The sequence below is a fragment of the Limnothrix sp. PR1529 genome (genome assembly GCF_002742025.1).
GTDB lineage: Bacteria > Cyanobacteriota > Cyanobacteriia > CACIAM-69d > CACIAM-69d > CACIAM-69d.
The window spans coordinates 31,284-44,405 of the sequence record NZ_LIRO01000009.1; the positions used below are offsets into that span (position 1 = coordinate 31,284).

Consider the following 13,122-nt stretch of genomic DNA (forward strand, 5'->3'; position numbering starts at 1 on the left):
CAGTTCATGACCGCTGCGGAGTATTTGGCTTGGGAATCTGAGCAGCCCATTAAGCATGAATATATCCATGGGCAGGTGTATGCCATGGCTGGCGGAACCTTGCCCCATAACGATATTGCGGTGAACTTAACCAGCGCCCTGCGGTTGTTTTTGCGGGGGACAGGCTGCAAAGTGCGGATGGCTGATGCCAAGGTGCAGGTCAGCGCTGCCGGGCCATACTTTTATCCCGATTTAGTTGTGAGTTGTGACGATCGCGATCAACGGGCGATCGAGGCCATCAGTTATCCCAAATGCATTGTTGAAGTGCTATCCCCCAGTACCGCTGGGTTCGATCGCGGCGACAAATTTCGCTACTATCGCCGCATTCCAACCTTGGAAGAATACGTGCTAATCGATGCGGAAAAGGTGGGAGTTGATTGCTACCGCAAAACGAGCGCGGGGAAGTGGGAATTAACCGCATATCCTGACGATGAAGCCGATCCGAACCAGCCGATTCTTGAGCTGGTGAGTCTCGATTTTGCTTGTCCGCTGTCGTTGGTTTACGAAGAAGTGGAACTGAGCCAAGCGATCGATCCAAATCCTATAGATTCCACTCGATCGGTTGAGTCATGATCGCCCGATTCAGCTCAGGTGTGCTCGATCGCCCTCTGCGCCGCCGCCACTGGCACAAGATAGGCGACTTATGCTCCTATGGATGAATTGCTGGGAGAAACGACATTCTAGCTTCGAGGAGTAATCAATCTTCAGGTTTCAAAACTCCCGCTTCCAACTGATCGAGATAGATAAATTCTGGTGCTTTCACACCGGCTTGTTTGCGGATTTCTACCAACTTCGGTGACTCAAAGAATGCCCTAGCGTCTTGAATTGAAGTCCAATGGGAGAAGTGAACAATCTTGTTAGGATCGCATTCATCCCGTAATACTTGATAGGAGCGCTCGCCCGCCTGTTGGCGAATGTTGGCAGCGCCGTCAAAAATCGCTTTCCAAGTGGCGTAATCTTCCACTTCATGAATGATCAACACATGGGCCATGATGCAATCAACCTCTTGCACGAATATCACGAATCTTAGGTGAAAAATCCCCAAGGCCACCTAGGAGATGGCGCGATCGCCCATCGGCGCTTGGTGTTGCAAGAGGTGAACTACGGCTTGGGTGCGATCGCGCACGCCCAGTTTTTGCAAGATCGCATGGACATGCACCCGCACCGTGCCGGGAGCAATGTGTAAGGTTTGGGCAATGTCTTGGTTGCTTTGGCCTTGGGCAATCAGGTTCAAAATTTCCTGTTCCCGGTGGGTGAGTTCCTCGATCGCCCCCATGGCCAGGCGATCGCCCCGACTCGTTACAGGTTTGGAAACGCTAGATTCCCCCGATTGGGCCATAGCCGCTTGGATTTGGCTGGTGGCCAGGTCATCCCACCAGGAGGCCCCGGCGGCGATCGATCGCATCGCCAGAATCAACGTTTCGGCGCTGATGCCCTTACGACAATAGCCGCGTGCTCCGGCGGCCACCAACCGGGCGATCGCGTCGGGTTCGGCACGGGAGGTCAGCACCAACACGGGCAAAGCGGGCTGAATTTGCACCAGTTGCCGACAGGTTTCCACGCCGCCTAGCCCCGGCAACCCAATATCCAGCAGTGCCACATCAAAACATTGTTGGCGCGCCAGCTCGATCGCCTGTTCGCCATCGGCCGCCGCCGCCACCTGCCAATCGGCTTCCTGCTGGAGCCGGATCGTCAGCCCTAGGCGAAATAGCTCGTCGTCTTCAATCAGCAGAATTTGCATGGACTGCGGGGGTAATTGGCGGAGGACAAGCGGCCAGCTCCACCAGGAAGGTTGCGCCTTGAGGCGATCGATTCTCTGCCCAGATTCTACCGCCGTGGGCTTCGATGATTTGGCGGCTGAGATAAAGCCCCAACCCCGAGCCGGTGAGCTGGCGATCGCTGCCCGCTTGATAGAACCGATCGAACAGCTTGGGCAGCGCCGCCGGGGGAATGCCGGGGCCCGAGTCCGACACCTCCAGCCGATGGCAAGACCCGAGCGATCGCAACTGCACCAAAATTTGCGAGTCGCGCGGCGCGTGGTTGAGGGCATTCAGCAGCAAATTATCGATCGCCCGTTCCAACTGCAAGGCATCGGCTGCCACCCAAAAGCTGGCCCAAAAGCCCGAGTCGCCGCGCTCCAGCCGAATCGTGACGCGCCGCCCCGCCGCCAACACCCGCAACGGCGCGATCGCCCGTTCCGCCAGCTCTCCCAACTCCCAAGGCTGGCGATCGAGCAAAACCCCTTCCGCGTCGTTGCGATAAATTTCCAGGACGCTTTCCAGCAGGCGCAAGCTGTTGCGATGACTGCGTAACATCACTGCCAACACCTGTTGCTGTTGTTCGGTGGCAGGGCCCAGTTGTTGGGCTTGGAAGGCTTCCAGGGTGGCGATCGCCCCAAGTAGCGGCGTTTTCAGGTCGTGGGTCAAGGTGGCGGCAAAGTCTTCGCGCAGTTGGGCGAGCTGGCTTTGGGCGGCCAGTTGGGCCTGTTGTTGAGCCAGCCGGGTGCGATCGCGCCGGGCCCGATCGCTCAACAGGGCCGTGACCAACAGGGCCAACCCAACCAACAGCCGATTGGTGATGGCGGCCGGTGAACCCATCGCCCCGGCCGGTATCCACAGGTTGAGCAACACCAGCCCGATCGCCCCTAGGGTGACGACCATGGTGGTTTTGGGCCGACCATAGGCCCCCACCAGCCCGACCGGAACTACATATAGATACCCCAACACGTAATCGGTGGGGGTCAAAAACTCAGCGGCGATCGCCAGCACTGTCCAAAGCACCGTGGCGCTACCGATCCAAACCCGTTGACTGGGAAAGAGGGCTGATGAGGGCGATCGGCGGTTCATGTCATTGTCCTGGGGTTGGCAGTGGGAGCGATCCGGTGGCGTTTAAAAGATCATCTCGTAGGTTGGGTTGAGGCACGAAACCCAACACCTGTAACCCTTGTAGTCATCGCGTTGGGTTTCGCACAGATCATTTTGGTAGGTTGGGTTGAGGCACGAAACCCAACACCTGTAACCCTTGCATCGATCGCGTTGGGTTTCGCAAGGCTCAACCCAACCTACAGGACTAAACGGTTGGTATAGATCGACGATCGCCTAGGCCGGATGTTTAGACTGATTGATAGATGGCGGATTCGGGGCGATCGCCCGACGATCAAGAGGATTCCCTAGCGCCCGCGATCGGGTGGATGGGGGTCTGGTCTTTCGTCCGATCGAGCGATCGGGTCTTTATGCTATCGGGCTGGTTGCAAATTGCCCTGACGTTGTTGATCGTGGGGGCGATCGCCCCGTTTTTAGGGCGCTACATGGCGCGGGCATTCCAAGGGCCGGACTGGCTGCCCGAACGCTGGCTATACCGGCAAATTCGTCACCGCACCGACGAACCGATGACCGGTGGGCAATACCTGCGGGCGGTGTTGGCGAGTAACTTGGCGATCGCTCTGGTGGGGTTTGGCGGGTTTTGGTTGCAAGACCGCTTGCCCCTGAATCCGACCGGTTTGGGTGCGCCCAGTTGGGACTTGGCGGTGCATACGATCGCCTCCTTTTTAACCAACACTGACCAGCAACATTACTCGGGCGAAACGGCGATTACCTACGGTTCCCAAGTGGGAATTTTGGGCTACTTGATGTTCTTCTCGGCGGCCACGGGGCTGGCGGTGGGGATCGCGTTTATTCGCGGCCTGAGTGGGCAACCCTTGGGCAATTTCTATCGGGATTTGACGCGATCGATCACGCGGGTGTTGTTGCCCCTGTCGATCCCGATCGCCCTGTTGCTGTTGCTAAATGGCGTGCCGGAAACCCTGGCCGGGCCAGCAATGGCTAGCACATTGGAAGGGGCAACCCAGGCGATCGCTCGCGGCCCCGTAGCCCACTTTGAAGCGATTAAGCAACTGGGGGAAAACGGCGGCGGATTCTTTGCGATTAACTCCGCTCACCCCTTTGAAAATCCCAACAATTTCACCAACAGTTTAGAGATTGTGGCGATGTTGCTAATTCCCGTGGGGTTGATTTTTACCTATGGAGAAATCAGCCAAAACCGGCGACAAGCTTGGTGGTTATTTGGCTTGGTGGGCAGCATTTTTGTGGGCTTAATTGCCCTCAGTGCGATCGCAGAGTGGCAAGGCAACCCGACCCTGGCTCCTGGCCCCAACTTGGAAGGCAAAGAACAGCGCTTTGGTTGGGCCCAAACGGCTCTTTGGGCAGTGACCACCACGGCCACCATGTGCGGCGCTGTGAATGGAATGCATGATTCCCTGATGCCGGGGAGTGGTTTGGCCACCTTGCTGGGGTTGTTTTTGCAGATGGTTTGGGGCGGCCAAGGCACTGGCACGGCTTATCTGTATGTGTTCCTGATTTTGACGGTGTTTTTAACCGGCTTGATGGTGGGTCGCACGCCGGAATTCCTGGGCCGCAAAATCGAAAAACGGGAAATCATTTTGGCCAGTGCGATCCTGCTGGTTCACCCGGTGTTTGTGTTGATTCCCGGGGCGATCGCCCTGGCCTTTCCGGAGCAATTGGCGGGCATTTCGAACCCCGGCTTCCACGGCGTTTCCCAGGTGATTTATGAATACGCCTCGGCAGCCGCCAACAACGGCTCGGGCTTTGAGGGCTTGGGTGACGGAACCCTGTGGTGGAACTTATCGGCAACGGTCAGCATTTTGGCGGGGCGCTACCTCCCGATCGCGGCGTTGCTGTTACTCGCCGACGGCATGGCCCAAAAGCAACCGGCTCCGGCCACCTCGGGCACGCTGCGCACGGACACGTTTTTGTTCACGACGGTGACGGGCGTAACGATTTTGATTTTGGGTTTGTTGACCTTTTTCCCGGTGTTGGCCCTGGGGCCGATCGCCGAAGGATTTGCCCTGCGTTAGGTCGCTTCGTAATTTCCCAAAGCCTTGTTTTCAAGATGCGCTGATTGATCAAAAACCGCTCCCAAGTTGGCTGATCCCGTAGGTTGGGTTGAGCCTTGCGGAACCCAACGCAATCGATGCAAGGGTTACGGGTGTTGGGTTTCGTGCCTCAACCCAACCTACAAACTGATCGATTTGGGAGCGTAGTTTTCAGTCAATCAGCCCTGCATTATCCCGATCAATTCAGGATTTCGATTGATGAACAGTCTTGCGAATAAGATGCGGCGCACTCCGGGTGGCCCCCGATCGCAACGTCGCCACACGCCCAAAGTCAGTCACCAAGGCTTGTATGGCCGCGCCATTCAGCAGGCCTTTTGGAAACTCGACCCGCGTCAGGCGGTGCATAACCCGGTGATGTTCGTGGTCTGGCTGGGTACGGTGGTGACGCTACTGGTGACGATCGCCCCGGATTTGTTTGGCCCCGTGGCCGACCTGAACGCCCGGGCCGTGAATGGCGCGATCGCCCTGATTTTGTTGGCGACGGTTTGGTTTGCCAACTTGGCCGAGGCGATCGCGGAAGGGCGCGGCAAGGCCCAGGCTGATGCCCTACGCGCCACCAAGGCGGACACGATCGCCCGGCGGTTGTTGCCCGATGGCAGCGAAGAGGCCATATCTGCATCTCGGTTGCAACGGGGCGATCGGGTGCGGGTGGCCGCAGGTGATGTGATCCCCGCCGATGGGGAAGTGCTGGCCGGGGTGGCTTCGGTGGATGAGTCGGCGATTACCGGCGAGTCGGCTCCGGTGCTGAAGGAGCCGGGATCGGATACGGCCAGCAGCGTCACGGGCGGCACGCGGATTGTGTCCGATGAGCTGACGATTCGCGTCACCGCCGATCCGGGGCAGGGGTTTATCGATCGAATGATTGCCCTGGTGGAAGGAGCCGAGCGCCGCAAAACCCCCAACGAAATTGCCCTCACGGTGTTGTTGGCGGTGTTGACCCAGGTGTTTTTGTTGGCGATCGCCACCTTGCCGCCCGTGGCTGCCTATGTGCAAAGTCCCGCCAGCATTGCGATTTTGATTGCCCTGTTGGTGGCGCTGATCCCCACCACGATCGGGGGGCTGTTGAGCGCGATCGGGATTGCCGGGATGGATCGGGTGGCCCAATTCAACGTAATCGCCACCTCCGGTCGGGCCGTGGAGGCCTGCGGCGACATCAACACCCTGCTGCTGGACAAAACCGGCACGATTACCCTCGGCAACCGCCTGGCAGAGCAGTTCATCCCTGTGGGCGGCCACCCGATCGACACCGTGGCCCGCGTGGCCTGGGCCGCCAGTTGGTTTGACCAAACCCCCGAGGGCAAGTCGATCGTCCGGCTGGCGGAAAAACTGAGCGATCGCCCCCATCCCACGCCGGAAACCGCCACGGGTCTGGACTTTTCTGCCCGCACCCGGATGAGCGGCACGGATTTGCCCGACGGCACGGAATATCGCAAGGGCGCGGTGGATGCGATCAAGGGATTTGCTCGATCTCGCGGTGGCTCGATTCCCGCTGACTTGGATGCGGCCTTCGAGCAGGTGTCGCGGTTGGGGGGCACGCCCTTGGCAGTTTGCGAAAACAACCAAATCTACGGCGTGATCTATCTGAAAGACATGATCAAACCCGGCATCCGCGAGCGGTTTGACCAACTCCGGCGGATGGGGATTCGCACCGTCATGCTCACGGGCGACAACCGAATCACCGCCGAAGTGATTGCCCGAGAAGCCGGAGTCGATGACTTCATCGCAGAAGCCACGCCCGAGGACAAAATCGCCGCCATCCAACGGGAGCAAGCCCAAGGCAAGCTGGTGGCCATGACCGGCGACGGCACCAACGACGCGCCCGCCCTGGCCCAAGCCAACGTGGGGGTGGCCATGAACTCCGGCACTCAGGCGGCCAAGGAAGCGGCGAACATGGTCGACCTTGATTCCGACCCCACGAAGCTGATCGACATCGTGACGATCGGGAAGCAACTGCTGATGACCCGGGGAGCCTTGACCACCTTCTCGATCGCCAACGACGTGGCCAAGTATTTCGCGATTATCCCGGCCCTGTTCGCCTCGATCGGGCTGGGGCCCCTGAACGTGATGGGCCTGACGAGTCCCAACTCAGCGGTGCTGTCCGCCTTGATCTACAACGCCCTGATCATCCCGGCGCTAGTGCCCTTGGCCCTGCGGGGGGTGGCGTTCCGGCCCCTGTCGGCCGATCGCCTCTTGCAGCGCAACATTCTGGTCTACGGCCTCGGCGGCACGATCGCCCCGTTCATCGCAATCAAGGCGATCGATGTGGCAATCGGCCGCTGGGTCGGTTGAGCCTATCTCGTAGTCCCGTAGTAGTCCCGTAGGTTGGGTTGAGCCAAGCGAAACCCAACACCCGCAAGCATTTGAGCGTTTATCCAGCCGGAGCCTAAGTCCAATGAAAACCCTGTTGCACCATTCAGCGCCTGACCGATCGCCCGATCGCCGCCTCACGCCTTGGGTGCGCTGGAGTCTGCGCTGGGGCCTGGCTTGGCTCGCCGCCCTCGCCGCGATCGCCCCGGCCACCGCCGCCACCAGCCCCGCCCCCCTGAACAGCGGCCAACTGGGGGCGATCGCCCTGTTGGGTCTGGCCACTATTGCCCTATCGATTTATTTGTTCGTGGCGATTTTTCAACCGGAGCGGTTTTAGATCATGGACTTCCTGCGCGAAATGGGGCGATCGCTGCGACTGTCGGCGGCCCTGTGGTTGTTGACGGCGGTGATTTACCCGGTGATGTTGTTGCTGGCGGGGGCGGCCCTGCCGTTCCAGGCTAATGGCAGCCTGTTGACGAATGATCAAGGCCAGGTGATTGGGTCAGCCCTGATTGGTCAGCCCTTCACGAGCGATCGCTACTTTTGGCCCCGCCCCAGCGCGATCGCCTACAGCACCGATCCCCAGGTGGCCAAAACCGGCATTTCCGGCGCAAGCAACCTGGCCCCCACCAACCCGGCCCTCGCGGAACGGATCGCCACGGAAAAACAGCGCCTCCAACAGGTCGGCATCGAACCCACGGGCGACTTGCTCTACAGTTCCGGCTCGGGTTTGGATCCGCACATCAGCCCCGCCAGCGCGATCGCCCAGCTCGATCGGGTGGCCCGCGCCCGCCAAGTGACCCCCGACCAACTGCGGAGCCTGATTGACCAAGCCACCGATCGCCCCTTCCTGAATCTGTTTGGCGAGCCGGGGGTGAATGTGCTGAAGCTGAATCTCGCCCTTGATCGGCTCAATCGTTAGGAGACCGGCAGAGGAATCGTCGCTTCCCAACTTGTTAATGGCGATTTTTTAAGATTGAGGTGCGGGGCTGGCCCTGCACCTCGTTCTGTGCGTTGATAGCAGGATTCATTGGCCTGATTTTGTTTTCGTTGCTCCCCTATTTCGCTCAAAAAACTCATGTTCGCTCGCTTCTCTGAACGCACCTTTCACTGGGTGCGCTGGGTGCTGACGATCGGGTGGTTACTCACGATCGCCTCCCTGTTTTACGACCCCTTTTCCGCTGGGTTGACCCGCTGGGAACAAACCTGGAGTCCGTTTCGGGTTGACCCTGCCCGATGCATCACTGTCCAAGGCAACTGCTTGCCCGAGCAGCCCTACCCGATCGGGACTTCCCTGTTTTGGGGGATTGTGGTTCCGGCGGGGATTTTGATTTTGTTGGTGTTTGGCCACGAGCTGTGGCGGCGGATTTGCCCCCTGTCGTTTTTGTCGCAAATTCCCCGGGCCTTGGGTTGGCAGCGACAACGCACCAAAACCGATCCGAAAACCGGCAAGGTGAAATCGGAACTGGCCAAGGTGAAACCCAATTCCTGGCTGGGGCGCAACTATCCGTATTTGCAATTTGGCTGGTTGTTTGTGGGCCTGTGCTTGCGGATTTTGGTGATCAATTCCGATCGCCTGGCCCTGGGCCTGTGGCTGTTGGGGACGATCGCGATCGCCATTGCGGTGGGCTATTTCTACGGCGGCAAGTCTTGGTGTCAATATTTCTGTCCGATGGCTCCGGTGCAGCGGATCTATGGGGAGCCGGGTGGCCTGTTTGCCAGCAAGGCCCACACCAGCGAAACGCCAATCACCCAGTCCATGTGCCGGACGATCGACCCGGAAGGTAAGGAACGCAGCGCCTGTGTGGCCTGCCAAAACCCCTGCATTGATATTGACTCCGAGCGATCGTACTGGGATGACATCACCGATCGCACCACCCGCTGGCTCTATTACGGCTACGTGGGTTTGGTGGTCGGCTACTTTGGCTACTACTACCTCTACGCCGGGAACTGGAACTACTACATGTCCGGCTATTGGGCCCGGCAAACTGACGCGATCGGCCAATGGCTGAAACCCGGTTTCTATCTGGCGGGCCAGGCGATCGCGATTCCCAAACTGCTGGCCGTGCCCCTGACCTTGGGGCTGTTTACGGTGCTGGGCGTGGCGATCGGGTTGGCGGTGGAACGGGCGATCCGGCAACTGTGGGCCGGCAGCGCCAAGTTGCCCCGCGAAGTGCTGCAACACCGAATTTTCACGATTTGCACCTTTGCGGTGTTCAACTTCTTCTTTATCTTTGGCGGCCGGCCGATCATCACCCAACTGCCCTATAAGGTGCAGTGGTTGTGGGATGTGTCCCTCGTGTTGCTCAGTGCCTTTTGGTTGCAACGGGCTTGGGCCCGCAGCCCCCGGCTCTATTCCCTGGAGAACTTGGCCAACCGCTTCCGCAAGCAGTTGGTGAAAATGCGGTTGGATGTGGCGCAGTACTTTGAGGGCCGGTCGATCGACGATCTGAACCCCCACGAGCTGTATGTGCTGGCCAAAGTGCTGCCCGGCTTCACCCAAAACCAACGGCGGGAAGCCTACAAGGGCGTGTTGCGCGAATCCTTGGAAGAAGGCTTCACCGACACCGCCAGCAGCTTGGAAGTGTTGCGGCAATTGCGTCAAGAGTTGGATATTTCCGATGATGATCACCGGGAAATTCTGGCCCAGTTGGGCGTGGAAGATCCGGCCCTGCTCGATCCGAACCGCCAACGCAGCTTGGAAAATCTGGTGCGCTTGACGGGCTATCGACGGGCCTTGGAGCGGACGATCGCCCTGCAAGAAAATCGGGGCGGCCCGCGCCAAAGTGCCCTGGAATCCTTGGCGGTCAACCCCGAGGAGTTGGCGGCCCTGCGGTTGGAATATGGGATTAGCGCCAGTGACGAAGAACGGGCGATCGCCCAGCTCGATCGCGTCCAGGCGGCGGAACAGCGGGGCGATCGGTTGATCGCGCGGCTGACCGTGGAGGTCGATCGGTTCCGCCGCTTGCACCAACCGCAACTGCTGGCCCAGCCGGCCCTGTCGTCGTTGCTCACGGTGTTGCGATCGACCGTGCGCCACCAGCAGGAGTTGGTGATTCGCGGGTTGCTGGAAATTCTGGAGCGGTTGGGCAACGACCCGGTGGCCGAGCGGTTTGCCCAAACCCTCAGCACCTTGGCCGCCGTGACCCTGCCGGATGTGCTGGCCGATCCGGACGATCGCTGGAGCGATCGACTGACTCCCGAGATTTGGCAGCAGCTCCATGCACCGGGGGGCGGCGCTTGTGCGATCGACCTGCCCGCTTCGGACATTGCCGACGACCTGGCCCATTTGCTGGGCGAGGTGGAAATGCCGCCCACGGCCCAGGCGGTGGCCCTGTTTGGCTTGGCGCGGGTCGATCGCCCCCGGGCCGTGAGTTTGGCGCGGGATTGGCTGGCGGCTCCTGACCCGATCGTGGCGGACACGGCCCAACGGGTGGTGGATGCTGACCCCGATCGACCCCTGCTGTTGGTGGATTGTCCGACCCTGGAAAAACTGGCGGCCTTGGCCAATACCGATTTCTTCGCGAATTTGAACGGGCAATTGTTGCTAGAGGTGGCCGCGCGATCGGAAGTCCGCAGCTACCGGGCGGGCGCGGAAATCGTCGAAGCGGGCGACACCTGCCGCGAACTGCTGGTGTTGATCGAAGGCGACGCGCAGATCACCCGCCCGGGCGAGCCGGAGCCGACCGCCTTCCATCCGGGGCAAGTGCTCGATGAGCTGGAAGTGCTGGCCCACTCGGAGCAAACGGGCACGGTGGTGGCCCTGTCGGAACCGACGCGGATTTTGGCCATGCCGGTCGATCGCTTTGATGACCTGCTGGATCAGGATCGCGAGCTATCCCGTCGAGTGCTGGAACTGGAAAGCCGCCGCCTGCAACAGGTCTTGAGCCTGCGATCGACCCTGGCGACCGCCAGGGCTGTGGGCTAACCGTTCCGATCGCTGGGGCTGCATGGCCAAACGGCATCAGCCCAATGCCATGAACTGAATAGTTGAAAGGGGGGGCGCATTTCGGTGCGCCCTTGCTTTTGGGGCGATCGCTCCATGGCTGGTGATTGCTGGGAGCTGGCCCGTTAGCTTTCCTGTCCGTTGCCTGGCCAGAATGCTGCTGATCGCCTAATCGCCCGATCGCCCCGTAATCGACAGGCCATCCACCACGATCGAGGGTGTGTAGCAAGAGCCGTTCCATTCCGCATCTCCCCCCAGCGCCACCACCTGTTTCAAGGCGGCATAAACATTGCCCGCCACCATGGTGTCCTTGACTCGGCCGACAATTTGCCCCTGCTCCACCCAAAAGCCCAGGTCAATATTCACGGAAAAATCTCCGGAAATGCCTGCGCCGCCGCCCAACATTTGGTCAATGATCAGGCCCGAGGGCAAATTGGCAATCAGTTGCTCCAAACTGTCTTGGCCGGGGGTAATTACCATGTTGAACAGGCCGGGAGCCGGATAGCTGCCCAAGCCGGGCCGGAAACCGTTGCCGGTGCTGCCAATGCCCAGGCGGCGGCCGGTTTTACGATCGGCGTAGAAACTTTGCAGCACCCCGTCTTTCACAAAGTCAATGGCCCGGGTGGCCGTGCCTTCGTCATCAAAGGGGCAACTGTAGGGCCCCGCTTCGGGCTGTTGAGACAGGGTTACTCCCCCATCCAAGACCCGATCGCCCAGGCGGCTGCCTTCCAACTTGCCCGTTTGCCCACCCCAAGGCGAGGCTCCTTCGAGGGCTTGCTTGCCATTGAGGGCGGCTTGGACGGTTCCCCAAAGCATGTCGGCGGCTTTGGCTGTGAACAGGACAGGTAACCGGCCGGTGAGGGTGGCGGCGTTTTGCCGAGACCAATCGAGCCGCTGCACCACCTGTTGGGCGATCGCGATCGGGTCGAGTTGATCGCGCTGGGTTTGTCCATCGGCCACATATAAAAAGTCATCGCCCCGCACCCACTCGGCGGACAGGTAACAGCCCAAGGTGGTGTCGCTGTAGCCACAGTCGAGGCCGCGGGAGTTCACCAATCGGGTGGTTTCCACATCCGCTTCCCACTCCGCAGAACAGAGCACATCGGGATGGCGATCGCGAATATGGGCGATCGCGCTTTTGCCCCACTCAATTAACTGTTCCACGGCGATCGCCTGGCCCAAGTCTGGGTAGTGGTCAGCGGCGGCGCTGTCAGCCAGTTCAATATCTTCCGGGTCGTTCAGCGCACTGAGGGCGATCGCCCGTTCCACCAAGGCCTGGGCATCCACGGGCCCATAGGCCACCGCCAGGCCGGGCCGACCATTTTTCCAAAGCCGCAGGGCCGTGCCCGCGGCCTGGGCGCTTTCAATTTGCTTCAGGCGGTTTGCTTCAAAGGAAACCGGCCGCGATAGGGACTGAGATTGATAAACTTCAGCGGCTTCGGCACCGGCCCGCTGGGCTAAATCGAGTAATTGCTCCGGTTCGATCGCACCTGTGGCGATTCCGTTGGTTGCAGAAACTTCCGGCCACTCAGCAGCACCCATAGGGCAATTCACAGGGGCAATTGACAACATCACTGCGGCTTTTGGGATTAGCACAGGGTCGGCCAGGGGCCGGCCAACACCAAGGGAGCCATGCGGGCAACCCCTCATTTCACCAGCGATCGTGCGCCAGCAAAACCGCGCCAGACCGCAACGCTGCCCCAAATTGTACCGTTGCGGGGGCCGCGCAACCCGCCCATTCCCGGCCCAGTCCTCCGAAAGTCAAGGGGGCGATTGCGAATCGATCGCCCAAGATTCTAGAAGCGATCGCGCCGTCTGCTAGATTTGATACCCTAGCTGGAATACATTTCGCCAACCCGCTCAATCACCCCCCGAATTCGCTCTGCAAAACGAATTCTAGGGTTATCTATATGAGCGA

10 protein-coding genes are annotated in these 13,122 nt (G+C 60.0%); 6 read left to right on the forward strand and 4 right to left on the reverse strand.

The window, feature by feature from the left end; translation table 11 throughout:
* Positions 1–6: 6 nt before the first annotated feature.
* On the forward strand, positions 7–612 hold the full coding sequence (locus AMR42_RS01495) for a Uma2 family endonuclease (protein WP_099531706.1): 606 nt from the start codon (positions 7–9) through the stop codon (positions 610–612).
* A 124-nt stretch (positions 613–736) separates the two neighbouring features.
* Here the strand turns inward: AMR42_RS01495 and AMR42_RS01500 are convergent, their stop codons facing one another.
* Genes AMR42_RS01500 through AMR42_RS01510 form a run of 3 tightly spaced genes read right to left on the reverse strand, consistent with a single transcriptional unit; the run spans position 737 to position 2,885 of the window.
* Positions 737–1,030, reverse strand: a complete 294-nt coding sequence (locus AMR42_RS01500; RefSeq protein ID WP_099531837.1) for a putative quinol monooxygenase — start codon at positions 1,028–1,030, stop codon at positions 737–739.
* A 60-nt stretch (positions 1,031–1,090) separates the two neighbouring features.
* Positions 1,091–1,780, reverse strand: a complete 690-nt coding sequence (locus tag AMR42_RS01505; RefSeq protein WP_099531707.1) for a response regulator transcription factor — start codon at positions 1,778–1,780, stop codon at positions 1,091–1,093.
* Positions 1,761–2,885 carry a sensor histidine kinase KdpD gene (locus tag AMR42_RS01510; RefSeq protein WP_099531708.1) on the reverse strand — a complete coding sequence of 375 codons (1,125 nt, stop codon included), beginning with the start codon at positions 2,883–2,885 and terminating at the stop codon, positions 1,761–1,763. The genes AMR42_RS01505 and AMR42_RS01510 overlap by 20 nt, the downstream gene beginning before the upstream one ends.
* A gap of 386 nt (positions 2,886–3,271) precedes the next feature.
* Here AMR42_RS01510 and kdpA point away from each other — a divergent pair, with 386 nt between their 5' ends.
* The 5 genes from kdpA (at position 3,272) to AMR42_RS01535 (ending at position 11,186) form a co-directional block, all read left to right on the forward strand.
* Positions 3,272–4,912: a potassium-transporting ATPase subunit KdpA gene (kdpA, locus tag AMR42_RS01515; protein WP_099531838.1), complete on the forward strand. Its 1,641-nt coding sequence runs from the start codon at positions 3,272–3,274 to the stop codon at positions 4,910–4,912.
* Positions 4,913–5,149: 237 nt separating this feature from the next.
* Positions 5,150–7,240, forward strand: coding sequence for a potassium-transporting ATPase subunit KdpB (gene kdpB, locus AMR42_RS01520; protein WP_199858049.1), 2,091 nt, complete (start codon positions 5,150–5,152; stop codon positions 7,238–7,240).
* 103 nt (positions 7,241–7,343) lie between these two features.
* Positions 7,344–7,595, forward strand: coding sequence for a K(+)-transporting ATPase subunit F (gene kdpF, locus AMR42_RS01525; protein ID WP_099531710.1), 252 nt, complete (start codon positions 7,344–7,346; stop codon positions 7,593–7,595).
* A 3-nt stretch (positions 7,596–7,598) separates the two neighbouring features.
* Positions 7,599–8,180 (forward strand): K(+)-transporting ATPase subunit C, encoded by a 582-nt coding sequence (kdpC, locus tag AMR42_RS01530; RefSeq protein ID WP_099531711.1) that lies wholly within the window; start codon positions 7,599–7,601, stop codon positions 8,178–8,180.
* Between the two features lie 156 nt (positions 8,181–8,336).
* Positions 8,337–11,186, forward strand: a complete 2,850-nt coding sequence (locus tag AMR42_RS01535) for a cyclic nucleotide-binding domain-containing protein (protein WP_099531712.1) — start codon at positions 8,337–8,339, stop codon at positions 11,184–11,186.
* Positions 11,187–11,372: 186 nt separating this feature from the next.
* On the opposite strand, the gene AMR42_RS01540 is transcribed toward AMR42_RS01535, so the two are convergent.
* Complete coding sequence (locus AMR42_RS01540) at positions 11,373–12,746, reverse strand: TldD/PmbA family protein (RefSeq protein WP_099531713.1); 1,374 nt, start codon at positions 12,744–12,746, stop codon at positions 11,373–11,375.
* Between the last annotated feature and the right edge of the window lie 376 nt (positions 12,747–13,122).

Coding starts and splice junctions, on each gene's coding strand:
- AMR42_RS01540 (WP_099531713.1), bottom strand. CDS start 12,746: ATGGGTGCTGCTGAGTGGCCGGAAGTTTCTGCAACCAACGGAATCGCC.
- kdpC (WP_099531711.1), top strand. CDS start 7,599: ATGGACTTCCTGCGCGAAATGGGGCGATCGCTGCGACTGTCGGCGGCC.
- kdpF (WP_099531710.1), top strand. CDS start 7,344: ATGAAAACCCTGTTGCACCATTCAGCGCCTGACCGATCGCCCGATCGC.
- kdpA (WP_099531838.1), top strand. CDS start 3,272: ATGCTATCGGGCTGGTTGCAAATTGCCCTGACGTTGTTGATCGTGGGG.
- AMR42_RS01495 (WP_099531706.1), top strand. CDS start 7: ATGACCGCTGCGGAGTATTTGGCTTGGGAATCTGAGCAGCCCATTAAG.
- kdpB (WP_199858049.1), top strand. CDS start 5,150: ATGAACAGTCTTGCGAATAAGATGCGGCGCACTCCGGGTGGCCCCCGA.
- AMR42_RS01510 (WP_099531708.1), bottom strand. CDS start 2,885: ATGAACCGCCGATCGCCCTCATCAGCCCTCTTTCCCAGTCAACGGGTT.
- AMR42_RS01505 (WP_099531707.1), bottom strand. CDS start 1,780: ATGCAAATTCTGCTGATTGAAGACGACGAGCTATTTCGCCTAGGGCTG.
- AMR42_RS01500 (WP_099531837.1), bottom strand. CDS start 1,030: ATGGCCCATGTGTTGATCATTCATGAAGTGGAAGATTACGCCACTTGG.
- AMR42_RS01535 (WP_099531712.1), top strand. CDS start 8,337: ATGTTCGCTCGCTTCTCTGAACGCACCTTTCACTGGGTGCGCTGGGTG.